General features: G+C 59.5%; 22 protein-coding genes. 11 read left to right on the top strand and 11 right to left on the bottom strand.

Going from position 1 to position 25,115, the window contains the following annotated elements:
- Positions 1–36 precede the first annotated feature (36 nt).
- Together AAEO81_RS12760 and AAEO81_RS12755 are read right to left on the bottom strand one after the other, a co-directional pair.
- Positions 37–1,731, bottom strand: coding sequence for a multidrug ABC transporter permease/ATP-binding protein (locus AAEO81_RS12760; protein WP_341963969.1), 1,695 nt, complete (start codon positions 1,729–1,731; stop codon positions 37–39).
- 50 nt (positions 1,732–1,781) lie between these two features.
- Positions 1,782–2,300 carry a sigma-70 family RNA polymerase sigma factor gene (locus AAEO81_RS12755; RefSeq protein ID WP_341963968.1) on the bottom strand — a complete coding sequence of 173 codons (519 nt, stop codon included), beginning with the start codon at positions 2,298–2,300 and terminating at the stop codon, positions 1,782–1,784.
- A gap of 448 nt (positions 2,301–2,748) precedes the next feature.
- Here AAEO81_RS12755 and AAEO81_RS12750 point away from each other — a divergent pair, with 448 nt between their 5' ends.
- Positions 2,749–4,494: an OPT family oligopeptide transporter gene (locus AAEO81_RS12750; protein ID WP_341963967.1), complete on the top strand. Its 1,746-nt coding sequence runs from the start codon at positions 2,749–2,751 to the stop codon at positions 4,492–4,494.
- Positions 4,495–4,974: 480 nt separating this feature from the next.
- A complete protein-coding gene (locus tag AAEO81_RS12745; RefSeq protein WP_341963966.1) occupies positions 4,975–5,931 on the top strand; it encodes an alpha/beta hydrolase in 957 nt (318 codons plus the stop codon).
- A 143-nt stretch (positions 5,932–6,074) separates the two neighbouring features.
- Here the strand turns inward: AAEO81_RS12745 and AAEO81_RS12740 are convergent, their stop codons facing one another.
- On the bottom strand, positions 6,075–6,998 hold the full coding sequence (locus tag AAEO81_RS12740) for a Gfo/Idh/MocA family oxidoreductase (protein ID WP_341963965.1): 924 nt from the start codon (positions 6,996–6,998) through the stop codon (positions 6,075–6,077).
- A gap of 25 nt (positions 6,999–7,023) precedes the next feature.
- Complete coding sequence (locus AAEO81_RS12735) at positions 7,024–8,244, bottom strand: DNA-binding transcriptional regulator (RefSeq protein ID WP_341963964.1); 1,221 nt, start codon at positions 8,242–8,244, stop codon at positions 7,024–7,026.
- Positions 8,245–8,408: 164 nt separating this feature from the next.
- Here AAEO81_RS12735 and xylA point away from each other — a divergent pair, with 164 nt between their 5' ends.
- The 5 genes from xylA (at position 8,409) to AAEO81_RS12710 (ending at position 14,393) form a co-directional block, all read left to right on the top strand.
- Positions 8,409–9,725, top strand: a complete 1,317-nt coding sequence (gene xylA / locus AAEO81_RS12730; protein ID WP_341963963.1) for a xylose isomerase — start codon at positions 8,409–8,411, stop codon at positions 9,723–9,725.
- 169 nt (positions 9,726–9,894) lie between these two features.
- Positions 9,895–10,896 (top strand): D-xylose ABC transporter substrate-binding protein, encoded by a 1,002-nt coding sequence (gene xylF / locus AAEO81_RS12725; protein WP_341963962.1) that lies wholly within the window; start codon positions 9,895–9,897, stop codon positions 10,894–10,896.
- Positions 10,897–11,090: 194 nt separating this feature from the next.
- Complete coding sequence (gene xylG / locus AAEO81_RS12720; protein WP_341963961.1) at positions 11,091–12,665, top strand: D-xylose ABC transporter ATP-binding protein; 1,575 nt, start codon at positions 11,091–11,093, stop codon at positions 12,663–12,665.
- Positions 12,662–13,798 (top strand): sugar ABC transporter permease, encoded by a 1,137-nt coding sequence (locus tag AAEO81_RS12715; protein WP_341963960.1) that lies wholly within the window; start codon positions 12,662–12,664, stop codon positions 13,796–13,798. The genes xylG and AAEO81_RS12715 overlap by 4 nt, the downstream gene beginning before the upstream one ends.
- Positions 13,799–13,949: 151 nt before the next feature.
- A complete protein-coding gene (locus tag AAEO81_RS12710; RefSeq protein ID WP_341963959.1) occupies positions 13,950–14,393 on the top strand; it encodes a hypothetical protein in 444 nt (147 codons plus the stop codon).
- A gap of 74 nt (positions 14,394–14,467) precedes the next feature.
- On the opposite strand, the gene dusA is transcribed toward AAEO81_RS12710, so the two are convergent.
- The gene (gene dusA, locus AAEO81_RS12705; RefSeq protein ID WP_341963958.1) at positions 14,468–15,433 is read right to left on the bottom strand and encodes a tRNA dihydrouridine(20/20a) synthase DusA; all 966 of its coding nucleotides are present in this window, start codon (positions 15,431–15,433) and stop codon (positions 14,468–14,470) included.
- A 646-nt stretch (positions 15,434–16,079) separates the two neighbouring features.
- Between dusA and AAEO81_RS12700 the strand changes: the two genes are divergently transcribed.
- The 4 genes from AAEO81_RS12700 to AAEO81_RS12685 all read left to right on the top strand — a co-directional run bounded on the left by AAEO81_RS12700 (position 16,080) and on the right by AAEO81_RS12685 (position 19,026).
- Positions 16,080–17,045 (top strand): phosphoribosyltransferase, encoded by a 966-nt coding sequence (locus AAEO81_RS12700; protein ID WP_341963957.1) that lies wholly within the window; start codon positions 16,080–16,082, stop codon positions 17,043–17,045.
- 270 nt (positions 17,046–17,315) lie between these two features.
- Positions 17,316–17,924, top strand: coding sequence for a cytochrome b/b6 domain-containing protein (locus tag AAEO81_RS12695; protein WP_341963956.1), 609 nt, complete (start codon positions 17,316–17,318; stop codon positions 17,922–17,924).
- A gap of 2 nt (positions 17,925–17,926) precedes the next feature.
- Positions 17,927–18,721 (top strand): molybdopterin-dependent oxidoreductase, encoded by a 795-nt coding sequence (locus AAEO81_RS12690; RefSeq protein WP_341963955.1) that lies wholly within the window; start codon positions 17,927–17,929, stop codon positions 18,719–18,721.
- Between the two features lie 44 nt (positions 18,722–18,765).
- Complete coding sequence (locus tag AAEO81_RS12685; RefSeq protein WP_341963954.1) at positions 18,766–19,026, top strand: pentapeptide MXKDX repeat protein; 261 nt, start codon at positions 18,766–18,768, stop codon at positions 19,024–19,026.
- Positions 19,027–19,115: 89 nt separating this feature from the next.
- On the opposite strand, the gene AAEO81_RS12680 is transcribed toward AAEO81_RS12685, so the two are convergent.
- The 6 genes from AAEO81_RS12680 to AAEO81_RS12655 all read right to left on the bottom strand — a co-directional run bounded on the left by AAEO81_RS12680 (position 19,116) and on the right by AAEO81_RS12655 (position 25,037).
- Positions 19,116–19,685, bottom strand: a complete 570-nt coding sequence (locus AAEO81_RS12680; protein WP_341963953.1) for a TetR/AcrR family transcriptional regulator — start codon at positions 19,683–19,685, stop codon at positions 19,116–19,118.
- Between the two features lie 57 nt (positions 19,686–19,742).
- A complete protein-coding gene (locus AAEO81_RS12675) occupies positions 19,743–20,432 on the bottom strand; it encodes an SDR family NAD(P)-dependent oxidoreductase (protein WP_341963952.1) in 690 nt (229 codons plus the stop codon).
- Between the two features lie 16 nt (positions 20,433–20,448).
- Positions 20,449–21,126, bottom strand: a complete 678-nt coding sequence (locus AAEO81_RS12670) for a DsbA family protein (RefSeq protein WP_341963951.1) — start codon at positions 21,124–21,126, stop codon at positions 20,449–20,451.
- 159 nt (positions 21,127–21,285) lie between these two features.
- Entirely contained in the window at positions 21,286–22,476 is a 1,191-nt protein-coding gene (gene rocD, locus AAEO81_RS12665) for an ornithine--oxo-acid transaminase (protein WP_341963950.1), read from the bottom strand.
- Positions 22,477–22,510: 34 nt separating this feature from the next.
- Positions 22,511–23,629, bottom strand: coding sequence for a succinylglutamate desuccinylase/aspartoacylase family protein (locus AAEO81_RS12660; protein WP_341963949.1), 1,119 nt, complete (start codon positions 23,627–23,629; stop codon positions 22,511–22,513).
- 154 nt (positions 23,630–23,783) lie between these two features.
- On the bottom strand, positions 23,784–25,037 hold the full coding sequence (locus AAEO81_RS12655) for an OprD family porin (RefSeq protein ID WP_341963948.1): 1,254 nt from the start codon (positions 25,035–25,037) through the stop codon (positions 23,784–23,786).
- Positions 25,038–25,115 lie beyond the last annotated feature (78 nt).

The following is a 25,115-nucleotide window of genomic DNA, read 5'->3' as shown; positions in this document are numbered from 1 at the left end:
AGCCTTTCGGCTGTTTAGTCTTCGGTGGTGAAAAACTTACAAAGCCTTTACGGTTTTCAGCGGATACGCGCCGCCGATTTCTTCCACGGCGTCACGGCTGGCGTTGTCACGGCGATCGCCCTGCAATTCGCTGAGCTGCCCGGATTCCATCTTCACCAGACGGTCCGCGAGGTCGAAATACTGGTCGTCGTGGCTGATGGCAAACACCGTGATCCCGGCCTGCTTGAACATGGGCAACAGCTCGCGGTAGAAGAAGCGGCGGAACAACGGGTCCTGGTCGGCGGCCCACTCGTCGAGCAAGAGAATGTCGCGCTTCTCCAGCACCGCCAGCAGCAGCGCCAGACGTTTGCGCTGCCCCTGGGAGAAGCGCGTGTCGAGCAGATGGCCGTCGCCGATCTGCACCTTGTGCTTCATGTGCAGGTAGTCGAGCCAGTGATCGATGTGCTCGACAGCAGCGTTTTCGCCGTCGGCACCCAGCAGTTGCGAGAACAGGTGAAAGTCGGTGAACACGCTGGCGAACAGGTGCCGATAGGCGAGCCAGTCGTTCGCGCCGATCACCTGGCCGTCGATCAGAATCGCGCCTGCCGAGGGGCGATACAGGCCGCTGAGTAAACGCGCCAGGCTGGATTTTCCGCTGCCATTGCCGCCCATCAGGAACACCGTTTCGCCACGGCGCAGGGTCAGGTTGACCGGCCCCACATCGAAGCCGGGCTCGTCGCCCTGCGCCGGGTAGTGGTACTCGACGTCGCGCAGTTCGAGGGTCTGCCAATGGCCGACAATGTGGCTCGGCGCGACCTCAAAGCTGTCGTGATGCTCGGCCAGCGCCAGGGATTCGACCTTGTCCAGCGCCACGCGGCCAGAGATTTGCGCCGGGATCGCGGCGACGGCCAGCACCAGCGGCGTGCGCATGAACAGCACGGTCAGCGCGTAGGTCGCGGCCACTTCGGTCGGCGCCCAGCCCAGGTCGTTGGCCAGGTAAAACGCCAGGCCGATGGTGCCGAGCACCATGATGTTTGCCCAGTTGCTGGCCAGGCCGTGGTAGCGGTCCGCGAGGGTGAAATGCTCGCGATAGCGCAAGGCGGCGGCGTCGAAGGTTTCTTCGTACAGACGACGCGCGCGGTCGCGGTTGAGGGTCAGTTCCTTGCGCCCGTCAATCACGCCTTGATAGCTCTGGTACAGCTTGTCTTCGGACTCACGCAGCGCGCGGATGTGGGCGTTGAGTTTGCCCACCAGCAGCCAGCCGACGCCGAGGGTAAACGCCATCCAGCACAGCGTGGTGATGAACAGCGACGGCGACAGCCAGGCCAGGTAACTGAACGCGGCAACGCTGAGCACGGTGCCGTAGATCAAGTCTGGCAACTGCACGAAGGCCATGGTCACGGCGCGAATATCGCTGGACAAGCTGGCGAAGATTTTCGCCCCGCCGATGGCTTCGATGCGCTCGATGTTGGTGTCCAGCAAGCGCTTGACCATCACCCGGCGCAGGCCGTAGACGAAGCGATGGCCGAGCGCGGTCAGCGACAGCGACGCCCCGGAGGCCAGCGCCAAAAGCAAGACCAGCATCAGGCCGAACTGCCACAACGCGGTGCCCAGACCGTCGTGGGTGCTGATCATGCGCTGGTTGACGAAGGCGATCACACCCACGCTCAACAGGCCGCTGCTGATGCTCAACAGCAACACCATCGCGAGTGGCCAACGGTATTGCTGGAAGACCAGACGAACTAATTTCATGGATGACTCCGGGCAGTGGAAGCAGAAAACAAAGGGCGAAACGTCGGCGGCTAAAGCTCGCCCAGCCGGGCGCGGCAATGGGACAGGGTGTCGCGCAGCAGGAAGTTGACCATCGTCGGCGAGGTGCCGATCACCTTGGCCACATCGCGCTGGGTGTAGCCCTGAATCTGGCTGAGGTTGAAGACGATGCGCATGCGCTTGGGCAGTTCGTTGAGGGCGCCGACCAGTTGGTTAAGCGACTCGCGCCCCGCCAGCACACGCTCGGGCGAGACCTCGAAACGTGGAGACTCGTCCAGCTCGGTTTCAGCGCCATGGTTGCGTTCAAGCCGCTGACGACGCAGGCGGTCGATGGCCAGGTTGCGCACCACGCGGAACATGTAGCGGGCAGGCTCGATGGACGACAGGTCGCTTTCGAGCATTTTCACGAAGGCGTCCTGCACCACGTCTTCAGCGCGGGCGCGGCAACCGAGGAATTTGGCAGCCAGTCGCAACAGCCCTTCGCGATGGGTGTTGTAGGTGCCGATCAGCGCGTCGAGACGAGGATCGATCGGGACAAAAGACCGGCCCACACAGGAGGAGCGAAGCCTTGTGGGCTGGCTCATTGCAGGTTGAAAACCCATCTTGTCTGGCATCCCTGGTGTCAAAGAGACGCGAAGGATAACGCAAACGATTCTCATTGCAACGTAAGAAATTTTACCGATTGGTGAAACTTTCGTTATAAGGATGTGGTCGTTTTGTTGTCTGACGAATGGCGGCGAAATACTGGCAAACTCTCCGTAACCCTCTGATTTAAAGGGTTTTAACTGGACGAAGCAGCTTGTTGATCACTGACGATCGGGTGCATCAGCGTGTTTCGTAGGGTCCAAAAAATGTGTCAATGGCGACACATTTCACAGTGGACTTGCGACCTGTGTCGCATTAGCAACCGGACCGTCGATACATCACAGATTCCCCCTCCGCTGAACCTTTCCCACCCCACGACGCTCACTAGTCCTGACACCGACCACAGGACGTTCCATGGGCCAATACGCCACGACGCCCCCTTCTGCCCTCCGCATCGAGCGCGAGCTGAGCCCGCGTGCTGTGCTGACCGGCGCTGTATTGGGCATTCTGCTGACGCCTTCGAACGTTTACGCCGGACTGAAAATCGGCTGGTCGTTCAATATGTCGATCATCGCGCTGCTGGTAGGTTTCGGGATCTGGCAAAGCCTCGCCCGTCGCAATCACCGGCAGCCGCCGTGGACCCTCCATGAGAGCAACATCAACCAGACGGTTGCCTCGGCCGCTGCGTCGATCATCTCGGGCGGGCTGGTGGCGCCGATCCCCGCCTACACGCTGCTGACCGGCCAGCAACTGGACCCCGTGCCGATGATGGCGTGGGTGTTTTCGGTCAGCTTTCTCGGCATCTGGATCGCGTGGTATTTGCGCCCCACCCTGCTCAACGACAACGGCCTGAAGTTTCCCGAAGGCATGGCGACGCTGGAAACCCTGCAGCACATTTATCGTCACGGGCAGGAGGCGGTGACCCGCATCAAAGTGTTGTTCAGCGCGGCGTTACTGTCGGGACTGGTGAAGTGGATCGACGGCTTCGTCTGGGCAATTCCGCGCTGGGGGCCCACTGCGCAACTGGAGCGGTTGACCTTCACCCTCGACCCTTCACTGCTGCTGATCGGTTTCGGCGGGATCATCGGCATTCGCGTCGGCGTGAGCCTGCTGATTGGCGCGTTGCTGGCTTGGGGCGGATTGTCGCCATGGCTGATCGATCACGGCTGGGTGATGCTGGCGCCCGACGCCACAGGTCCGCAGTTCGCCAAGCTCGTCGAATGGCTGCTGTGGCCGGGGGTCAGCCTGATGGTGTGCTCGACGCTGACGGCGTTGGGCATCCGCCTGTTCATTGCCCCCAAAACGGACCAAATCCCCAAAGAAAAAAGCGCCCGTGCGCCCTTCTCTCCCGGCCCCGCCGTTGGCCTGGTGCTGTCGATTGCGCTGGTCGTCGGTCTGCAAGTCGCGCTGTTTGGCATTGATGTGTGGATGGCGTTATTGAGCATTCCGCTGGCGATCTGTCTGGCCGTGGTGGCCGCGCGGGTGGTCGGCGCCACGGGTATCGCACCCATCGGCGCCATCGGCAAGCTGTCGCAATTGACGTTCGGCCTGGTGGCGCCGGGCCAGGTGCCCATCAACCTGATGAGCGCCAACACGGCGGGGGGCGCGGCCGGGCAATCGACGGACTTGATGAACGACTTCAAGGTGGGCCTGGCCATCGGCGCGACCCCGAAAAAACAGGTCGTCGCCCAATGCATCGGCATCTTCATCGGCAGTGTGGTCGGCGTGCTGGTGTACCTCGCGCTGATTCCCGATCCCCAGCACATGCTGCTCACCGAGCAATGGCCCGCCCCTGCTGTCGCCACCTGGAAAGCCGTGGCCGAAACCCTGACCCATGGCCTGGGGTCGCTGACGCCGCAGATTCGCTGGGCGATCTTCGTCGGCGGGTTCGTGGGCGTGCTGCTGGGCGCGTTTGACACCCTGCTGCCTCAGCGCCTGGCGCGCTGGCTTCCCAGTTCGGCAGCTCTGGGCCTGGCGTTCGTCCTGCCAGCTTCGACGTCTCTTATGATGGGGCTGGGCGCGGTGCTGACTTGGGCCGTGAGCCGTCGCTGGCCGAGCCTCACCGAACGGTTTGCGATCACCGTGGCCGCCGGGTTGATCGCGGGCGAGAGCATGACCGGCGTCGGGGCGTCGTTCTGGGAGATGTTCAAAAACCTGTAGAACCCGGGCATGTATCGGACCTGAGACACCCGCAAGCCGCGTTTCTAAGCCCCGGAGTATTGATTGTATCGATAGCGAACATCCACACGAACGCCGTTCATTTTTTGCGCGCAGATCGGGATCATGGCGGCATTGACCAAACTGAACAAGGATTTCACCCATGTCCATCAACATGTCCATTCTGCTGATGCTGATCGTTTCCTTCTCCATCGCGCTCGCGGGCGTCGGTCATTTCTGACCCTTCACGCGGTGCCCCTCCTGCACCCGTGATGCCCGCTGCCCGTCGTCCTGCCTGATCGGGTTGGACAAGTCGTCTATCCAACGCTACACCTCTTGGGTTGTCGAGCACTCGCCGATCCGCATTACCGCGCCCTGAACCCAGGCCTGCGCCGCTCGTGCGGGCGCCCCTCGGTCGCTGCTCAGAATGGCCAATCCGTCAATCGGATCGCTCCGTCAATCGGACAGCAAGGACTCTTCTCCATGGACAGCTTCATTCTGAGTACCCGCAGCAAAGCCAACGGTGCTTTCGGCACAGACGTTGGCCCAGGCACCTACCTGAAAGTGCCGCCCGATGCGGCCGAGCCGTCGCCCATTCACAGCATCAATTCGGCCAAGCAGTGGATGACCGCGATTCTCGAACAGGCCGCCCCTGCAAAAGGCACGGCGCTGGACGTGGTGTTCTTCGTGCATGGCTACAACACCCCCTCAAAAGAAGCACTGACCCGACAACGGCTGATCGAACGCGAGCTGCGCGCCCGCAACTACCCGTGCATGGTGGTGGGGTTTGATTGGCCATCAGAAAGCAAAACCCTGCTGTACCTGGCAGATCGCGGCAAGGCGCAAGACTCCGCCGCGCTGCTGGTCAAGCGCGGCATCGTGCCGTTCATGACCTTCTCGCTGCCCGAGTGCCCGATCAACGTCCACGTGATGGCCCACTCCATGGGTGCGTTTGTGGTGCGCGAAGCCTTTCGGTCGGTGGACAAAATGCGTGATTCGGGGCTGGCCAACGACTGGCGCATCGGCCAGATGGTGCTGTTTGGCGCCGACATTTCTTCATCGTGCTTCGCGCTGGGCAACTCGGACATGATCCCGACGTTCAGCCATTGCGGGCGGCTGACGAACTATTTCAGCGGTTATGACGAAGCGCTGGCCGTTTCGAATGCCAAAAACATCGACACCCGTTCGCGGGTCGGCCGGGTCGGCATGCCCGAGGACACTCCCGCCGACGACAAAGCGCTGGACGTCGATTGCGGTCCTCGCTATCTCGCTGTGAAAAACCGCAAGTTCAAAGTGATCGACGGCCTGGTGTCACATTCGTGGTACCTGGAAGACGCGAACTGGTACGACGATCTGGCCTACACGCTTCAGGGCGGGATTGACCGCAACTCCATTCCGAGCCGGACGCTGCGGATGAAGAATGATTTTGTGTTGAATTGAGGCCGTGCAGCGTTGCCCTCCCTGTGGGAGCGAATTCATTCGCGAAGCGTGCGTAGAGGCGATACATCTCTATCGCCTGAACCCTTTTTCGCGAATGAATTCGCTCCCACAGAGGTGATCCGTGCCGTCAAAGCGAGCGGGTTTTACTCATAAAATGCCGCAACCGTCTCCTTGCTGCCCACAAAGAAACTGTCGGCCACAATCCGCAACGGCTGCAGGTCGAGGTCACTGCGCCCGTCGGCGATCAATTGCGCGAAATGCCGGTACATCGCGGGGTACTCGCCTTCTTCCGACACGGCCTGCGCCACGCCATTGAGGCTGACCTCAGCCCCGCCCGAATCCAGACGCAACACGCCGTCATCGCTGTGCAACTCAATGCGCCACAGCTCATTCACGCTGTGGTCGAAATCGAACGCCGCCTTCACCGGCACGTGCCCGTCGCGGATAGTCAACGACGCGGCGATGGGGGACTGACAGTTGCTCGGCACGCTCAGCGCGGCGGACTCGACGAACAGCGCCCCCGGCAGCAAGTCAGTGACGATGGACAAGGCGTTGATCCCCGGATCGAAGACGCCCAGCCCGCCCGCCTGCCAGATCCACGCCTGACCGGGGTGCCATTTGCGCACCTGCTCTTTCCACTCGATGCGCACCTCGTTCAGCGTCGTGCCTGCAAGCCACGCCTTGGCAGTGGCCACGCCTGGCGCAAAGCGTGAATGCCAGGCGAACAAACCGCTCACCCCGGCCCGTTCGACGTGGTCGATCAGCGCAAACGCCTCGCCCAACGTCGAGCACGGCGGCTTTTCCACCAGCACATGCTTGCCCGCTTTCAGCGCTTCGTCGACCAGCGCGAACCGCCCTTGGGGCGGCGTGCAGAAGGCAATCGCGTCCACCTGAACGTCGCTGGCCAGCAATTCGGACAGCGACCCGAAGTTCTCGACACCCGGACAGTGCGGCCCCAACGTTGCCACCGCTACCAGTTCGAATTGCGGGTTGGCGCGGATCGCCGGCACGTGCTGGTCCTGTGCGATCTTGCCGTAACCCACCAGCCCTAAACGAATCGGATGCATCGATGACTCCTGTGATCGTGACGTGTCATGTAAAGACGCGCTCCGCAGAACGCGTATGAGAATCGAATGAATGAACGGCGCTTTGCTGGTATTCCCGAGGCGTGCAGCCGAACTCGCGGCGAAACACCGTGTGCAGGTATTGCGCGGATTTGAAGCCGCAGTGCTGGGCAATGTCGGCAATGGCCGAATCACTGTTCTGTAGCCGTGAAGCCGCCGCCGCGAGCTTGAACCCGAGGATCTCGTCGTGCACGGTGCAGCTGCGTTCCTTGCGGAAATGCGCTTCCAGTGACGACCGGGAGATACCGACATAGCCCGAGACCTGGGCCGTCTTGATGCCTTGGCAGGCGTACTGCCGGATGAAATGCAGCGCCTGCATCACATACGGATTGCCCAGCGGCTGATGAAGGCTCGATGCCTGGACGTTGATCGCCTCGGGCGGCACGAGAATCTGATGGGTCGTGGACGGCATGCCGTGGAGCATCTGGTGCAGCATGTGCGCCGCCATTCGCCCCATGCTTTGCGTGCCCTGAATCACCGAGCTCAATGGCACGCGGGTCAGGGTGCGGGTCAGTGGGTCGTTGTCGATGCCGATCAGCGCCACTTGCTCCGGCACCGCGATGCCCGCGGTCAGGCACGCCTGAAGCAACTGCCGGGCACGGGCGTCGCTGACGGCAATGATGCCGATGGGCTTGGGCAGGCGTTGCAGCCAGGCGATCTGCTGCTCCACCGCGCTGTCCCACAACGGCGCACTGGTGCTCAAGCCGCGATAGACCTCACCGCGCAGGCCGTCGCGCTTGAGCAGGCTGCGAAAAGCGTTTTCCCGCTCCTGGGCCCAGCGATTGCTCTGCGCCTCAGGCAGGCTGAAGCAGGCGAATCGGGTCAGCCCCGCTTCGATCAGGTGCTCGTACGCCATTTTGATCAGGCCGACGTTGTCGGTGGCCACGTAAGGAATGTTTTTCGGGTAGGCGTCGGGGTCCGCGTAGGAGCCACCCACCGCCACCACCGGCAGCTTGCTGTGCGCCAGCGCTTCGCCAATCAGCGGGTCGTCGAAATCGGCAATGATCCCGTCGCCTTGCCAGCGCTCGATGCCTTTCAAACGGCAGAGGAAATCCTCCTCAAGGAACAGGTCCCAGGACGCGCGCGTGCTGCTGAGGTAATCGCCAATGCCGGTGATGATGCCGCGATCATAGATTTTGCCGCCGTTGAACAACAGCGCGATACGGTGCACGGGCGGGACGGTTTTCATTGTTGTTCTCCCGGGCCTGCCAAACAGGTCGGCACAGACTAGGCCTGCCGAGAGGGAATCTCAATACTCAAAATCGAACACCGAGTTGGTGATTTTCGTAATCGGAAGGCCCAAGGCCGTTGCTAGTATCGGGGCAACGCCAAGAACAATAAGGAAATACTTCGATGCCCTGCTTCCCCGAAATCGACACCATTCGCTACGAAGGCCCGCACAGCGAATCCCCCCTTGCCTTTCGCCATTACGACGCCAACAAGCGGGTCCTCGGCAAGCCGATGCGTGAGCACCTGCGCATGGCGGCTTGTTACTGGCACACCTTCGTCTGGCCGGGAGCCGACATGTTCGGCGTCGGCACGTTCAAGCGCCCCTGGATCAAGACGGGGGATGCCATGGAGGTAGCGCGCTTCAAGGCCGACGCGGCGTTCGAGTTCTTCTCCAAGCTGGGCATCGACTACTACAGTTTCCACGACACCGATGTCGCCCCCGAAGGCGCGAGCCTCAAGGAATACACCCGCAACTTCGCCCAGATGGTCGATGAGCTCGAACGCCACCAGGCTCGCACCGGCCTGAAACTGCTGTGGGGCACCGCGAACTGCTTCAGCAATCCGCGCTTTGCAGCAGGCGCTGCGAGCAATCCGGACCCTGAGGTGTTCGCCTTCGCTGCCGCCCAAGTGTTCAACGCGATGAACGCCACGCAGCGCCTCAACGGTTCGAACTACGTGCTCTGGGGCGGTCGCGAAGGCTATGAAACCCTGCTCAACACCGACCTCAAGCGCGAGCGCGAACAGCTCGGACGTTTCATGGCCATGGTGGTCGAGCACAAGCACGCCATTGGCTTCAAGGGCGACTTGCTGATCGAGCCCAAACCCCAGGAGCCGACCAAGCACCAGTACGATTACGACAGCGCCACGGTCTTCGGTTTTCTGCAGCAGTTCGGCCTGGAGAAGGAGATCAAGGTCAACATCGAAGCCAACCACGCGACCCTCGCCGGGCACAGCTTTCACCACGAAATCGCCACGGCGGCGTCCCTCGGTATTTTCGGCAGCATCGACGCCAATCGTGGCGACCCCCAGAACGGCTGGGACACCGACCAGTTCCCCAACAGCGTCGAAGAGCTGACCCTCGCCACCTACGAGATCCTCAAGGCGGGCGGCTTCCAGAATGGCGGCTTCAATTTCGATTCGAAGGTGCGTCGCCAGAGCCTTGATGACGTTGACCTGTTCTATGGCCATGTGGCCGCGATGGATGTGCTCGCCCTGTCCCTCGAACGCGCCGCCGCGATGGTGGAAAACGATGTCCTGCAGCAGTTCAAGACCCAGCGTTATGCCGGGTGGGACCAGCCGTTCGGTCGCGCCGTGCAGACAGGCGAATTCAGCCTCGAATCCCTCGCCCGACATGCGCTGGAACATGACCTGAACCCCCAAGCCGTCAGCGGCCGACAGGAGATGCTCGAAGGCGTTGTGAACCGGTTTATCTACCGCTGACGGCATTCACCGGGAATTGAATCGGTGGGAGGTGCCGGCGAGTTCCAACCAAAACGTGGTGACAAACTCGCGACAATTCTCTGCATCACGTCGCCACTGAAGTCTCTACAGTTTCCTCCGCGACACGCTCATGAAGTGCCTCTAAACAACAATAAAAGGACGCACCACAATGAAGAACCTGAAACGCACCTTGCTCGCCTCTGCGCTCGCCTTGCTCAGTCTGCCGGTCATGGCGGATGCGGCTCATCCGAAAATCGGCTTTTCCATCGACGACCTGCGCCTCGAACGCTGGTCCCGGGACCGTGACTACTTCGTCGCGGCGGCCGAAAAAATGGACGCCAAGGTGTTCGTGCAATCGGCGGACGCCAACGAGCAGAAGCAGATTTCCCAGATCGAAAACCTGATCTCTCGTGGCGTCGACGTGATCGTCATCGTGCCGTTCAATGCCACCGTGCTCACAAACGCCGTGGCCGAAGCGAAGAAGGCGGGGATCAAGGTTGTGTCGTATGACCGGCTGATTCTCAACGCCGACATCGACGCCTACATCTCCTTCGATAACGAAAAAGTCGGCGAAATGCAGGCTTCAGGGGTCTTGAAGGCGCAGCCCAAAGGCAATTATTTCCTGCTCGGCGGCGCGCCCACCGACAACAACGCCAAAGTGCTGCGCGAAGGCCAGATGAAAGTGCTGCAACCGGCCATCGACAAGGGCGACATCAAGATTGTCGGCCAGCAGTGGGTCAAGGAATGGAACCCGACCGAAGCCTTGAGCATCGTCGAAAACGCCCTGACCAAGAACAGCAACAAGATCGACGGCATCGTCGCCTCCAACGACGCCACGGCCGGTGGCGCGATCCAGGCCCTGGCGGCGCAGAAACTCGCCGGCAAGGTGCCGATCTCTGGCCAGGACGCCGACCTGGCGGCCGTCAAACGGGTGATCGACGGCACCCAGACCATGACCGTGTACAAGCCGCTCAAACTCATCGCTTCGGAAGCCGCCAAGCTCTCCGTGCAACTGGCGCGCAACGAAAAACCGGCCTTCAGTTCGCAATATGACAACGGCACCAAAAAGGTCGACACCATCCTGCTGACGCCGACGCCATTGACCAAGGACAACATCGACGTGCTGGAGAAGGACGGGTTCTACACGAAGGATCAGATAGCGGGGAAATAACGGATCGCGTTGAACAGACCCGATCGGCTGCCGTGACGCGCAACCTGTGGGACCGAATTCATTCGGGAGGGGCCGGTACATTCGGCACGGATGTATCGCCTGATACGACGCTTCCCGAATGAATTCGGTCCCACAAGGTATTGCGCAAACCGGCAGCGTTGCACCCGCCTCTGGCTTTTGTGTGAGACCCCGCAATGTCCGACTACCTGCTGCAAATGAACGGCATCGTCAAAACCTTTGGCGGTGTCAAAGCCCTCAATGGCATCGACATCACGGTGCGCCCCGGTGAATGCGTCGGCCTGTGTGGTGAAAACGGCGCGGGCAAATCGACGCTGATGAAAGTGCTGTCAGCGGTCTACCCCTACGGCACTTGGGAGGGGGAAATCGTCTGGGACGGCCAGCCCTTGAAAGCGCAGTCCATCAGCGAAACCGAGGCCGCCGGGATCGTCATCATCCATCAGGAACTGACCCTCGTCCCCGACCTTTCGGTGGCGGAAAACATTTTCATGGGCCACGAGCTGACCCTGCCCGGCGGGCGCATGAACTATCCCGCCATGATCCACCGCGCGGAAGCGCTGATGCGCGAGCTCAAGGTGCCGGACATGAACGTCTCGTTGCCGGTGTCGCAATACGGCGGCGGGCATCAGCAACTGGTGGAAATCGCCAAAGCGCTGAACAAGCAGGCCCGCTTGCTGATCCTCGACGAGCCCTCTTCAGCCCTGACCCGCTCGGAAATCGAGGTGCTGCTGGACATCATTCGTGACCTCAAGGCCAAGGGCGTGGCTTGCGTCTACATCTCTCACAAGCTCGATGAGGTGGCGGCGGTCTGTGACACCATTTCGGTGATTCGCGACGGCAAACACATCGCGACCACGGCCATGGCCGACATGGACATCGCCAGGATCATCACTCAGATGGTTGGCCGCGAAATGAGCAACCTCTACCCCACCGAGCCCCACGACGTCGGCGAAGTGGTTTTCGAAGCACGCCATGTCACTTGTTACGACGTCGACAATCCGAAACGCAAACGCGTCGACGACGTCTCGTTCTCCCTTCGGCGCGGGGAAATCCTCGGCATCGCCGGGCTGGTGGGTGCAGGCAGGACCGAGCTCGTGTCAGCGTTGTTCGGTGCCTACCCCGGTCGCTACGAAGCAGAGGTCTGGCTGGAGGGCAAACCCGTCGACACGCGCACGCCGCTGAAATCCATTCGCGCCGGGCTGTGCATGGTCCCTGAAGACCGCAAACGCCAAGGCATCATTCCCGACCTGGGGGTCGGCCAGAACATCACCCTTGCCGTACTCGACAGCTTTTCGCGCCTGACCCGCATCGACGCCGAAGCCGAGCTGGGCAGCATCGACAAAGAAATCGCGCGCATGCACCTCAAGACCGCAAGCCCGTTTCTGCCGATCACCAGCCTCTCCGGTGGCAATCAGCAAAAGGCGGTGCTGGCGAAAATGCTGCTGACCCAACCCCGCGTGCTGATCCTCGACGAGCCCACCCGAGGCGTCGATGTCGGCGCCAAGTACGAGATTTACAAGCTGATGGGCGCCCTGGCCGCCCGTGGCGTATCGATCATCATGGTGTCGTCGGAGCTGGCTGAAGTCCTGGGCGTGTCGGACCGCGTGCTGGTGATCGGCGAAGGCCAGTTGCGTAGCGACTTCATCAATCAGGGCCTGACCCAAGAGCAGGTGCTGGCGGCGGCCCTGCACCCCACTGGCGCCAATCACAATAACGATCAGCCCCGTGATGCGAGGGAAACGCGTACATGAATCAGCTCAAACACCTGTTCACCCGCTACAAGATGCTCGCGCTGGTCATCGCCATCGCGGTGATCTGGCTGTTCTTCAGTTGGCAAACCGAAGGCGGCTTTATAACCCCGCGCAACCTCTCCAATCTGCTGCGGCAAATGTCCATCACCGGCATTCTTGCCTGCGGCATGGTGCTGGTGATCATCAGCGGGGAAATCGACCTGTCGGTCGGTTCGTTGCTGGGTTTGCTGGGGGGCGTTGCGGCGATTCTCGACGTGGTCTATCACGTGCCGCTGATCCTGAACCTGGGCGTCGTCGCATTGTGCGGCCTGGCCATCGGGCTGGCGAACGGCTGCATGACCGCTTACCTGCGCATCCCGTCCTTTATTGTCGGTCTGGGCGGCATGCTGGCGTTTCGCGGGATTTTGCTGGGGATCACGGGCGGGACCACCATTGCTCCGGTGTCGCCACAGCTGGTGTATGTCGGCCAGGGTTATCTGCCGCCGTTAGTGGGCGTCGTGCTGGGCGTTTTGCTGTTTGCCCTGACGCTGTTCCTCACCTGGCGCCAGCGTCGCAACCGCGCGCTGCACGGCCTCGCGGCTCACGCGTTGGTGCGAGACATTCTGCGCGTGCTCGCCATTGGCGCGGTCCTCGCCGGTTTCGTCTACACCCTCAACAGCTACGACGGTATTCCGGTCCCGGTCCTGCTGCTGTTGGTATTGCTCGGCGTGTTCAGCTACGTCACCAGCCAGACCGTGTTCGGTCGCCGCATTTATTCGGTGGGCAGCAACATGGAAGCCACGCGCCTGTCCGGCATCAACGTGCAGGCGGTGAAGCTGTGGATCTTCGGCATCATGGGCGTGATGTGTGCCCTTGCCGGGCTGGTCAACACGGCGCGACTGGCCGCAGGCTCACCGTCGGCGGGCAACATGGGCGAACTGGACGCCATCGCCGCCTGCTTCATTGGCGGCACCTCCATGCGTGGCGGATCGGGCACGGTGTATGGCGCGCTGCTGGGGGCTCTGGTGATCACCAGCCTGGACAACGGCATGTCGATGCTCGACGTGGACAGCTACTGGCAGATGATCGTCAAGGGCAGCATTCTGGTACTGGCGGTGTGGGTCGATGTCAGCACGCGCACCGGGAGGCGCTAGCGGCGGGCGCGAATACCGGCTTCACGCATCGCTCAAGCACCTGAAAACTTGTAGGATGCGTGTCGCAAGACGCCTCACAGGCCCCCACTGATGTGCGCCTCGGACACCTCGGGCGCAGACCATTCCAGACAGGAAGTACGGAGCAAATGGCATGACACAGCCGTTCGTCATGATTGTGGCAAAACGCATCACCCTCACCCTGCTCGCCGCCGCGGCCTTGCAGGGTTGCGCATCCAACCCGACAGGCCGTCAGTGCCTCGACAACTTCCGCACCGACGGCAACATCCTCGTCGGCAAGAGCTTCAGCACCTACGGCTACCTGCCCGATACGCCTTACAAAAGAGCCTTCAAGAACGTCAATAACATCCTGACCACCGAAGGCTTTCAGATGAAAGTCTCTAACCCTGAAAGCGGCATCATCAATGTCTACCAGCAGGTCGGGGCCAGCAAGGTCGCGCCGCTGAATGCGCTGGTGGAAAAGTCAGGCAGCGGCTCGAAAGTGACCATGACCTTTGTCACACAGGCAGGGCTGTACACCCCCGAGGATGAGGCGAAGAAGCATTTTTGCGATTATCTGGACCGGGCGGCGAAATAGCCCTCAGCGCAATGCCGGTCGGAAAAGTCGGTCCGATGATGGACAGGCCCGACCGGCATTCTCGGCGTGAGCGACTAGCGCCCTTCCAGCAACGCCCCGGCCTTGTCCAGCAAGCCCAGCGGGTCGTCGGTCTTGTGAATGTCCACTGACAACAGTTGACGGAATTTGCGCGCGCCGGGGAAGCCGGTGCCCAGGCCCAGCACGTGACGGGTGATGTGATGCATCGAGCCGCCGTCGCGCAAATGGGCTTCGACGTAAGGCCGTAGTTGCGCCAGGGCTTCGGCGCGGGTGATCGGCGGCGCGTCACCGCCAAACAGCTCGCGGTCCACTTCGGCCAGCAGGTAGGGGTTGTGATAAGCCTCGCGGCCCAGCATCACGCCGTCGAAGGTTTTGAGGTGTTCCCGGCAGTCTTCCAGGGTTTTGATGCCGCCGTTGAGAATGATCTCAAGGTCGGGGAAATCCTGTTTCAGCTGAGCCACCACGTCGTAGCGCAACGGCGGGATGTCGCGGTTTTCCTTGGGCGACAGGCCTTCGAGAATCGCGATGCGGGCGTGGACAGTAAAACTGGTGCACCCGGCGTCGCGCACAGTGCCTACGAACTCACAAAGTTGCGCGTAGCTGTCCCGCCCATTGATGCCGATGCGGTGCTTGACCGTCACCGGTATCGAGACCGCGTCGCGCATGGCCTTCACGCAATCGGCGACCAGTTGCGGATGGCCCATCAACACCGCACCGATCATGTTGTTCTGCACCCGGTCGCTCGGGCAACCGACGTTGAGGTTCACCTCGTCGTAACCCGCCGTCTGGGCCAGACGCGCACTAGCCGCCAAATCAGCCGGGTTGCTGCCCCCCAGTTGCAGCGCCAGCGGATGCTCGCTCTGATCGTGGCGCAGGAAACGTTCGCTGTCGCCATGCAGCAGCGCGCCGGTGGTGACCATCTCGGTGTAGAGCAGCGCGTTTTTGGAGAGCAGACGCAGGAAGAACCGGCAATGGCGATCCGTCCAGTCCATCATCGGCGCCACGGAAAATAATCTATTCATATACCCTTTTTTCAAGCGCTTGAGAGGTGATCCACTCAACGAACCATGCATTAAACCGTCGGGCGCCGAGATCGCGGGGTCTGTGCGCTCGACGGCCGGCCATTATATCGATGAATAGCGAACGACATACAACCTGGCGCGGTGTCCGGCCAGACGGTAACCGCAAGCCGTCGGAACCGCATGAGCACGCGTGTATCGAGCATGTGGAGAAAAGAGTATGAGCGCAAAGAAACGTGATCGGCCTATGAGCGCGATTCGATCATCCCTTTGTTTCAGACTTCATGACGGCTCTTATTAATACCGATAACGAATAACTGTTATCCCGCGCCTAACCAAGGTGTTTCACATTCATCCCAATCAACCAGCCTGTTTTTTTGCGTAAATAGATCATTCGTCAACAAACGTGCGCGGGTTACAGGCATTCAAAAATATATATTAATACTTGGCGTCGGCGCGAAAGCACCCCTATCCTGTTTATCGCCTTACCGGAAGATGCGCCCCTTATTGGGTGCATTGGCGCCGGGCATTGGAACATCCACTGACTCATGCAAATAACGGATAAACAGCGCCTTCTTTAACGACGGCGCCGAAATCACGCACGGGAATACATTTTTGATTCATTCGATGTTTAAGCGGAGATATGCATGTGGACAAGCCTGTCCTGGCCCTTACTTATGAACACATTGATCGGTGGATTGCATCAATCCAATCCAGACTGATTAAAGAAGAGTTCGTCTGTGTTATCGGCATCCTGCGCGGAGGCGCTCCGTTGGCACTCATGGTGTCCCATGCCGCGGGCATCCCGGTGACCTTCTTGAGGTATGACCGAGGCCAACGCCTGGCCGTGTGGGACTCGGCGCTCCCCGTCCCTACCCCCGGTAGTAAAGTGTTGCTGTGCGAGGACATATCGGGCGTCGGCCATACGCTCTCGGATTGTTTAGGGTACCTCGAAATTCTGGGCGCGCGAATCAAAACCCTGACCGCCGGATTCGACGACAAGAGTGTCATCACCCCGGATTACTCCATCGACGGGCGGGGCTACACGCTTGTTTTCCCATGGGAACGCCAGGCTTACACGCTGAATTACCGAAAGCATTGGGACGAAACCGGAGGGGGTCGCACGGCGGCAATGGCCCCGGATCATCAGTACGATGCCTATGCCATCGACCTTGACGGTGTCCTTCTCAGGGACATTGACCCGGGAGCCTACCGCGCGGATCTGGAGCGGGCCCTGGATGAGCGCGACGCGCTCCCCGCCTTCAAAAAGGCTCCGCTGAAGCAGAGTGTCAAAGCGATCATCACTGGCCGCCCACACATGGACCGTCAACGCACGCAGGCATGGCTGGATAAGAATGGGTTCGGCGGCATCGAACTGGTCATGAGAGACCCGAGCGCACACGACGACAGCCCCAGCCAGGTGGCGAGCCATAAAGCTGACGCTGCGGTGCGCATGGCGTGCACGCATTTCGTGGAAAGCAATCCGGTACAAGCGGTTTACATCGCATCCGCCGCTCCTTTGCTTCGGGTGATCTGGTGGGACGCGTCGGTGAGTCAGGCGACCCTGATTGGAGCGAGCGACTGTGAGGAATTCAGTTTGCATGGACCGGGATAAATAACAAACGCCAACCACTTATAGCCAAGTTCCGCCGGTGGGCACCCTGTATTTTTTGCACAGCACTATCGGCACTTTGCAGTCCGCATGATCGACCGTGTCTATTTCAAAATCCTGCCATGCACAGCATCGATTCCGGATAACTCAAGCATCAGCCTTATTGATAAGGAGACTGTCACGAAATATTTAAACTTTAGCGCTATTCGATCACAGGGTGATTCGGCATACTCAAACTTTCCCGCTTCCCGACGACAATAAACGGACGTGAACATGAAGACTTCATCGCCATTAATGCGAGAGCTCATTCATCCTTTATGGCTGCGCCTCTGCCACTGGACTAATGCGTTGGCCATCGTAGTCATGCTCATGAGTGGCTGGCGAATTTATGATGCTTCCCCCTTATTCAGTTTCAGCTTTCCCAAAAGCATCACATTGGGTGGATGGCTAGGTGGCGCGTTGCAATGGCACTTTGCAGCCATGTGGGTATTTGCGCTGAACGGAATCCTTTACTTGCTCATCAACCTGTGCAGCGGCCGATTCAAGGTGCGCTTTTTGCCATTGGGAGTTGGTGATCTTATTCGGGACTTGAAGGCGGCATTACACGGTCGGCTGACGCATACCGATGCGCGGCATTACAACATGGTGCAGAAATTCGCCTACGTTTCAATGGTGCTGGCGGCGGGTGGACTGATTATTTCAGGGTTGGTGTTGTGGAAATCCGTTCAGTTCCCCTTCTTGCGTAGCCTCCTGGGAGGGTACGACTCCGCGCGCTTCATACATTTCTATCTGATGGCGTTCATCGCGGCATTCATCGTCGTGCATCTCGTCATGGTGATGCTTGTACCGAAAACTTTCCTGACCATTGTACGAGGACGCTGATCATGACTCGGGACAACAAACATCGGGCGATCACAGACAGCGATGCCCGACAACTGGTGAGTGACGCGGAACAACTTCTCACTCGAAAACTGGGAGATGCAGGACGCCGACGTTTCTTGAGGCAGGGGCTCACACTGGGTGGCGCGTTAATGTTAACGGGGTGCAGCCTGGATGACAGCGAAGTCGCCGAAAAAGTGCTGACGCAAATCTCAAGATTTAACGACCGTGTTCAAGGCTGGCTGTTTAACGGACAATTACTGGTTCCTGAATATGCCGAGTCCGACATTACACGTCCCTTTCCGTTTAACGCTTTTTATGGAGAAGACCGTATCCCGGCAGTCCGCGGGGATGATTATCGCCTTGAAGTCCGGGGCCTGGTAAGCAATAAAAAACCGTGGACACTCGCAGAACTTCATAACATGGCCCAAGTGTTCCAAACCACCCGACATATCTGTGTGGAGGGGTGGAGTGCCATCGGGCGGTGGGGAGGTGTCCGGTTCAGCGACTTCCTCAAAGGGGTGGGGGCGGACACCAAGGCGCAATACGTCAGCTTCAAATGTGCTGATGACTATTACACCAGCATTGATATGGCGTCCGCGTTACATCCCCAGACGCTGTTGGCCCTGAGCTGGGACGATCAGGTTCTACCCCCTGAATATGGTTACCCCATCAAAGTGCGTATCCCGACCAAACTGGGATACAAAAACCCCAAACATATCGTTTCCATTGAAATAACCAATACTTTCCCGGGCGGCTACTGGGAAGACCAGGGTTATAACTGGTTTGGCGGCAGTTGATCGCCAATTTCACCCTCGTAATCAACCACGCAAGAGAGATAAACATGAAAAAGCTAATTGCAACTGTGTTCGCGGGCTCGTTGATGCTGGCCCTGGGTGGTGCGTATGCCGCCGACACTATGTCTAAAGACAACATGAGCAAGGACGGCACGTCGAAAGAAAGCAGTATGGCGCACGACACGATGAGTAAAGATGCAATGTCCAAGCAAGGCGCCCAGCACGACGCCATGGGCAAAGACGGAGCCAGTGGGGACGCGATGTCTAAAGATGGCGCATCAAAAGACGCGATGAAGAAACAGCAGTAATCCGCTATGTCATCCTGGCTGCCGCGCTCACGCCCGGCAGTCTTGATCATCCCGAGTGTTGGAAGTGTATGGCGAGGCAACCGGGTGTGTTACTTCGCGGATAACGTGTGAAGCAATGATTCACGGGCGACTTCGAGAATTTCGCTCGAAAGATCAGAATCAGAAACGGCTCTTGCCAGACCCAGTGCGCCCACCATGGTACTGAACGCCACGATTGCATCTCGACGCTTTGAGTCGGATTCCTTGTCGGCGACCAACAGCGCCGCAATCTGATCGACATTGGAGCGAAGCTTGGAGGTGTAAAGATCACGCGCCTCGCCTTGCACGCGCCCCACGTCGTTGACCAACGCACTCACCGCGCAGCCAAAGCCGATCGCATCGCGATGCGTGGGGCTCAAATATTCGGCGACGAGCGCCTCCAGTGTAACTGGAGACGCTCTTTCCGGACTGTCGTACCCGGCAAATGCGGCGGCGAGGGCTTCGGCGACCAGTTGTTCGCGGGACTCAAAATGCTTATAAAAACCACCGTGCGTAAGCCCGGCCTCTTTCATCAAATCATTGATACTCAACCCATCGATTCCGTGTTCTCGAAAACGACGTGCCGCAATGCTCACGATCCGGTCATGAGTGAGTTTTTTGCCCGCCTGCGAGTGCCCCATAAACACCAGTCCCTCATTGAAATAGGCTGAAGCGCACGCCCCAGCCCATTCATTATCTCACCACTTCTCGCCGAAGGGTCGCAGTTCGACATTGAACGACCATGCGCTGCGTGGTTGGTGAATGATGTGAAGAATCTCAGCCGCGATGTCCGCCGGCTTGATGAAAAACTCATCGGGAGCCGAAGGCTGCATTTTACGGGTCCACTCAAGATCAATAACGGCATCAATGAGCAAATACGCTACATGAACACCCTGTGGGCCAAGCTCTCGGGCGATCGACTCCGCCAGAATGCGTTGTGCCGCCTTGGTCGGCGCGAAGGCCGCAAACTGACTCTTGCCGCGTATCGCTGACGTATTGCCTGTCACGACAATCGCCCCCGTGCCTTTCTTGACCATCGCAGGCGCGAGCTTTCTGGCCAAGTGCAGCAATGCCATGACGTTGGTCTGGAAGTTTTGCTGCAAAACCGCCGGATCAATGTCCAAAAAGTTGCCGAATGCGCCTCCCACCGCGTTATGGACGAGAACGTCCGCGTCTCCCAGCCGCTCGCGTATCGCATCCAGTGCGCTATCGAGTGCATCAGGATTCGAGACGTCGGCGGGAAACGCGTGAGCGTCCGGCCGCTCATGGGCAAGAGCGCTCAACCGCTCTGCATTGCGGGCGATCATTGCCACCTGAAAACCTGCGTCAGCGAGCTGGCGAACGATTGCGGTGCCGGTGCCAGGTCCGACGCCGGTGACGATTGCCACTTTTCTATCGCCCATATCAAGCCTCCTTGGCGGCGTTGAGCTTGGCGATGACAAAATTCAGCCGATCATTGCCGAAAAACAGCTCGTCGGCGCAAACGAAGGACGGGACGCCAAAAACGCCACGATGAGCTGATGACTCATTGTGCGCTTCGATTTGCTCGCGAATATCAGCGGTGTCCGCGACCGACCACACATCAACGTCCAGCCCAAGCTTCTTCAGAAACGCACTGCGCCCCTCGACACTCACCAAATCATCCTCTCCCGCCCACACCGCGTGGAAAAGCCCGGTGTGAAACGCTTCAAACACACCGGTCTTGAGTGCGGCAAGGCCTGCCCTGGAAAACAGGGAACCGTCCACATCGGCGGTGCGCAGCGCTTTGAAAAGGTCCATGTTGGGTTTCAACGGCACGTCATACACCTTCGCCCATCGCGCCGCATCCTCCATGGCGTATTTGGCTTTTACAGGGCATGCCGGGGAAGGCTGGTTATTGACCTTCTTCATGACCGCCAGAACGTCGACCGGGAGGTATTCAACACCGTGCTCAAGTTCGGTCAAACGAGCGTTAGCCAGATACGAATAGGGACTTCTGTAATCGAAGACGAATTGAACCTGCATGGATCTGTCCTTTTTTTGGGAGGTATCGACGTTGAGCGGCCATGCTAATCCGCTCGCAATCAGGATGTCAATTAGCATCCTGATAGACGAATTCCCTTATTTGCGGGCCCTCCCAGCGAGGCAGACTCCTGGAAAGAAGCGAAAATGAAGGTCAGGAAGACCCGAAAAAGGCACAGAAAACGATTCACATCGGTGGGTTGTTTCACGTGAGCCCGGCAAACCGGGAGACATCAGGATTCAGGACCCCAGCACCTTGATGATTCGCTCCAGCCCCCATTCCAGCTCATCACGCGTGATCGACAACGGAGGTGCAATCCGCAATACATTTTCATGGGTTTCACGCGTCAGCACCCCTTCCTGAAGCAGCGCTTCGCAGTAAGGTTTCGCGGGACGATCCAACTCGATACCGATCCACAAACCTCGACCACGCACCTCTCGAATCGCTGGACACTTGAAAGTGTTCAAACGTTGTTTAAGGTATTCGCCCTGACGTGCGCTGTTTTCAATCAGGCCCTCCTCTTCCAGCACCTTGAGTGCCTCCAGGCCAACGGCGGCGGCCAGCGGGTTACCGCCAAACGTTGACCCGTGGCTGCCCGGATTGAACTGGTCGATCAGCTCACGCCTTGCGACGAAGGCGGAGACCGGCATGATTCCGCCACCCAGTGCCTTGCCCAGGATCACGGCATCGGGCCGAATCTCCTCGTGCTCAAAGGCGAACCATTTCCCCGTACGCCCCAGACCCGATTGAATTTCGTCGAGGATCAACAGCGTGCCGGTCTGATCGCAGAGGGCCCGAAGTTCCCGCAGGAACCCGGCCGGAGGGACGCGAATACCCGCTTCGCCTTGAATGGGCTCGATCAATACGGCGCAGGTATTGGCGTTGATCACCTGCCGAAAGCTTTCGATATCACCGAAGCCCGCCTGCTTGAAGCCCCCACAGAAAGGCCCGAAATCAGCCCTGTATGCAGGCTCGCTGGAGAATCCGACAATGGTGGATGTGCGCCCATGAAAGTTACTGTCGGCCACCACGATCTCGGCCTGATCGGGCGCAATGCCCTTCACCCGATAGCCCCAGCGGCGCGCGGCCTTGATAGCCGTCTCAACCGCCTCGGCGCCGCTGTTCATTGGAAGCGCGCCGTCGAATCCGGTGATCCGGCACAGCGCTTCGAGGAATTCGCCCAGCGGTTGGCTGTAGAAGGCGCGAGAAATCACGCTCAACTTGTCGATCTGCGCGACGGCGGCACTTCGAATACGTGGGTGGACATGCCCGTGGCTGACGGCGGAATAGGCCGACATCATGTCCAGGTAGCGCGTCCCGTCGCTCCCGATTGCCCACACCCCTTCCCCTCTGACAAGCACAACCGGCAATGGCGAATAATTGTGAGCGCAGAAGCGTTTTTCGCGCTCGATCATCGTGACAGCATTCATCTTGATTTCCTGAATAAATGACCCCGAAAGGCACTCATGCACCGAGGAGTTTCCCGGTGCGTATAGGCACAGCGCCCGATACCCGCCCCAACGGATCGCCGGGCCTGACGAATCTGATCTCCCGGCGCATATACAGAACGCCGGACGTTTTGCTGGTGAGGGTGAGCACGTCTCCCGTCAGGGGATCGACGATGTCGAACAGCTCATCCCCGGCCTGGACACGCCTGCCTGCCGGGACGCGGTGCACCAGAATGCCGGCCGACGGGGCGTAAAACTGCTCGCTTCCGGCCAAGGGAGTCGCGGGATTACGCAATGGTGGGAGGGGGTTCGCAACGCCTGCTATCGCGCCACGGTGCACGAGGTAATCGAGGATCGCAGTCGCGTCCTGCTCCGCTATTTCATAGGAAACATCCCGCTGGCCACGGTGCTCGATGGTCACCGCCACGCTACCGTTGGGGATCGGAAACCTCGCACCAAAATGGCTGCGCAAGTGACTCCAGAGCAGGCACAAAGCCTCGTCGAACGAATAACCTTGAGAGTCATTGGCCAGCAGCGAAACTTCCGCACCCAGGTAGCGCGACAGAGGCTCGACCTCTTCCCAGACATCCTCGCCGGTGTACAGGTGCATGGCGGCTTCGCGGGAGCAATGAAGGTCCAGCACGATGTCCGCGTCGTGAGCCAGCAACATGAGCGTGCGCTGGATCGACGCATACTCGTCAGCCGGCTGCCATTCGCTCAGGCTCTTCAGCCAGGCGTTGCGAATGAGGGTGAGGTTGGCAGATGCGTCATGGGTCAGAGCGCCTTCGACGCTCTGAGCAATCTCACGGTGAGGCACCGGAAAGTTTCGGTTGTAATTCCGACCACTTCCCAACTCGAAACGACCGCTCGATGCCCCCATGATGAATTGCCCCAGACCAGCCGGGTTGGCCACGGCCACCAGCACGATTTCATGCTGGAGGCGGTTGGCTTTTTCCAGCTCGATGAGGTGTTTGCGCAAGCGTGTCGCAACAAGCATGGCGGGAATTTCATCGGCGTGCAGCGCCGCCTGGATGTAGACCTTGCGACCCTGGCCAACTGGCCCGTAGTGCTCGCTGTCGATTTGCCTGTGGCAGCCCGGAGTAGCCATCACCAAAGGGTGTGCGCGATGTTCCATAAGGTAAAATTCTCGACGTTTGAAAAGGACGGACGCTGAGAGAAATCTTAGCGAGCCGTCCTGAATGGCAGTAAGGGCGGCCCCGGCTATCCTGATAGGCCAAAACGATCGGCAAGGTGCATCTCCACCTCGCCAACCTCCTGCGGCACACGGGTTACCAGAGCGCGAGGGTGTACCCGATGATCACTCGGTTCTCATTGGTGTCGTTGTAGTAGTTGCCGTTGTTCTGAGCGTTGCGCCAGCGGAAGGACACGTTCTTGAAAGGGCCGCCCTGAATCACGTAGGAGATGTCCATGTCGCGCTCCCATTCACGCCCTTCGCCGTTGAACCCGATGATTTCTGCCTGATCCCCCTTCGCGTAACGTGCGGAGAACTTCAGGCCGGGCACACCCAGGGCCGCGAAGTCATAGTCATAACGGCCGTGCCAGGCGCGTTCCTTGGTCTGCGAAAAGTTGACCAACTGGTACTCGGTAAACAGGTACGTCACGGTCCCGTCCACGTACGTGAAGGGTGTGCTGCCCATTTGTTTCTGGTAGCCGCCGCCGATGCTGTGGCCGTTCCAGTTCCACATCATTCGCGTACTCAAGGCTCGGTTATCGACTTTGCCCGCCAGCGCTGCGCCGTCCTCGTCCGCTGCAAAATACCTGACGTCGGTCTTGACCACCCCGGGCCCCAGCCCGAAGCTGTTTTTCACACCGACGAATTGCTGGTTGTAGAGGCCTTCCAGCTGCGCATAGTGATAGGTCAGCGTCGTGTTGGGCGTGAGCTTGTAGTCACCTCCGTCGAAGCGGAACTGGTCGCTGGCCGCGGTGCTCTTGTAGGCCTTGCTTTGTGAGGTCAGGTGCATGTCCTGATAGTCGGTGGAGTCCCGGTCTTTGGCCTGATCGAGCTGGCCAAGCGTCAACGTCAGGTTCTTGATGTCGCTGGAGACCAGTTGAGTTCCGCTGAATGACTGAGGGAACAACCGGCTGGTGTTGGGTTGCAGCGTCGGCAGATCGGGCACCAGATACCCCAATCGAAGCTCACTTTTGGCCAGGCGGACTTTGCCGGTGACACCGAGCTTGGAGTACTCGTCATCGGCGCGCTTGTCGCTGCCCCGATCCAGCAGGCCCGTTCCCGAACGGTCAGGGCTGGAGTCCAGCTTGACACCCAGCATACCTACCGCATCGAGCCCGAAACCCACCGTCCCCTCGGTGAAACCGGACTTCACATCCAGGATGAACCCTTGCGCCCATTCATTGCGCATGGACTGAGCGGATTCTTCCCGATAGTCCCGGTTGAAGTAGTAGTTCTTCATGTCCAGCGTTGCTGTACTGTCCTTCAAAAACTCGGCCTGGGCGAAAGCTGGCACGAGGCCTGTGCCCACGACGCCGACGCCGGTCACGAGTCGAGTCAGGGATTTTTTCATGTTGTTAGCTCCTGGCAGAATGTGGGTGATTACATGTTTTTCTTGTTTTTCAGGCATGGCTTCGCCCTTCGCGCAAAT

The organism is Pseudomonas sp. RC10 (genome assembly GCF_038397775.1).
GTDB lineage: Bacteria > Pseudomonadota > Gammaproteobacteria > Pseudomonadales > Pseudomonadaceae > Aquipseudomonas > Aquipseudomonas bambusae.
The sequence above is the reverse complement of the archived record's forward strand: the minus strand, read 5'-3'. Positions and strand labels throughout refer to the sequence as shown.

Bases quoted from the DNA above. Each gene is read 5' to 3' on its own strand.
- AAEO81_RS12745 (WP_341963966.1), top strand. From the start codon at position 4,975: ATGGACAGCTTCATTCTGAGTACCCGCAGCAAAGCCAACGGTGCTTTC.
- AAEO81_RS12680 (WP_341963953.1), bottom strand. From the start codon at position 19,685: ATGGGGCACTCGCAGGCGGGCAAAAAACTCACTCATGACCGGATCGTG.
- AAEO81_RS12690 (WP_341963955.1), top strand. From the start codon at position 17,927: ATGACTCGGGACAACAAACATCGGGCGATCACAGACAGCGATGCCCGA.
- AAEO81_RS12695 (WP_341963956.1), top strand. From the start codon at position 17,316: ATGAAGACTTCATCGCCATTAATGCGAGAGCTCATTCATCCTTTATGG.
- AAEO81_RS12655 (WP_341963948.1), bottom strand. From the start codon at position 25,037: ATGAAAAAATCCCTGACTCGACTCGTGACCGGCGTCGGCGTCGTGGGC.
- AAEO81_RS12750 (WP_341963967.1), top strand. From the start codon at position 2,749: ATGGGCCAATACGCCACGACGCCCCCTTCTGCCCTCCGCATCGAGCGC.
- AAEO81_RS12760 (WP_341963969.1), bottom strand. From the start codon at position 1,731: ATGAAATTAGTTCGTCTGGTCTTCCAGCAATACCGTTGGCCACTCGCG.
- xylF (WP_341963962.1), top strand. From the start codon at position 9,895: ATGAAGAACCTGAAACGCACCTTGCTCGCCTCTGCGCTCGCCTTGCTC.
- AAEO81_RS12740 (WP_341963965.1), bottom strand. From the start codon at position 6,998: ATGCATCCGATTCGTTTAGGGCTGGTGGGTTACGGCAAGATCGCACAG.
- AAEO81_RS12660 (WP_341963949.1), bottom strand. From the start codon at position 23,629: ATGGAACATCGCGCACACCCTTTGGTGATGGCTACTCCGGGCTGCCAC.
- dusA (WP_341963958.1), bottom strand. From the start codon at position 15,433: ATGAATAGATTATTTTCCGTGGCGCCGATGATGGACTGGACGGATCGC.
- AAEO81_RS12715 (WP_341963960.1), top strand. From the start codon at position 12,662: ATGAATCAGCTCAAACACCTGTTCACCCGCTACAAGATGCTCGCGCTG.
- xylG (WP_341963961.1), top strand. From the start codon at position 11,091: ATGTCCGACTACCTGCTGCAAATGAACGGCATCGTCAAAACCTTTGGC.
- xylA (WP_341963963.1), top strand. From the start codon at position 8,409: ATGCCCTGCTTCCCCGAAATCGACACCATTCGCTACGAAGGCCCGCAC.
- AAEO81_RS12710 (WP_341963959.1), top strand. From the start codon at position 13,950: ATGACACAGCCGTTCGTCATGATTGTGGCAAAACGCATCACCCTCACC.
- AAEO81_RS12735 (WP_341963964.1), bottom strand. From the start codon at position 8,244: ATGAAAACCGTCCCGCCCGTGCACCGTATCGCGCTGTTGTTCAACGGC.
- rocD (WP_341963950.1), bottom strand. From the start codon at position 22,476: ATGAATGCTGTCACGATGATCGAGCGCGAAAAACGCTTCTGCGCTCAC.
- AAEO81_RS12670 (WP_341963951.1), bottom strand. From the start codon at position 21,126: ATGCTAATTGACATCCTGATTGCGAGCGGATTAGCATGGCCGCTCAAC.
- AAEO81_RS12685 (WP_341963954.1), top strand. From the start codon at position 18,766: ATGAAAAAGCTAATTGCAACTGTGTTCGCGGGCTCGTTGATGCTGGCC.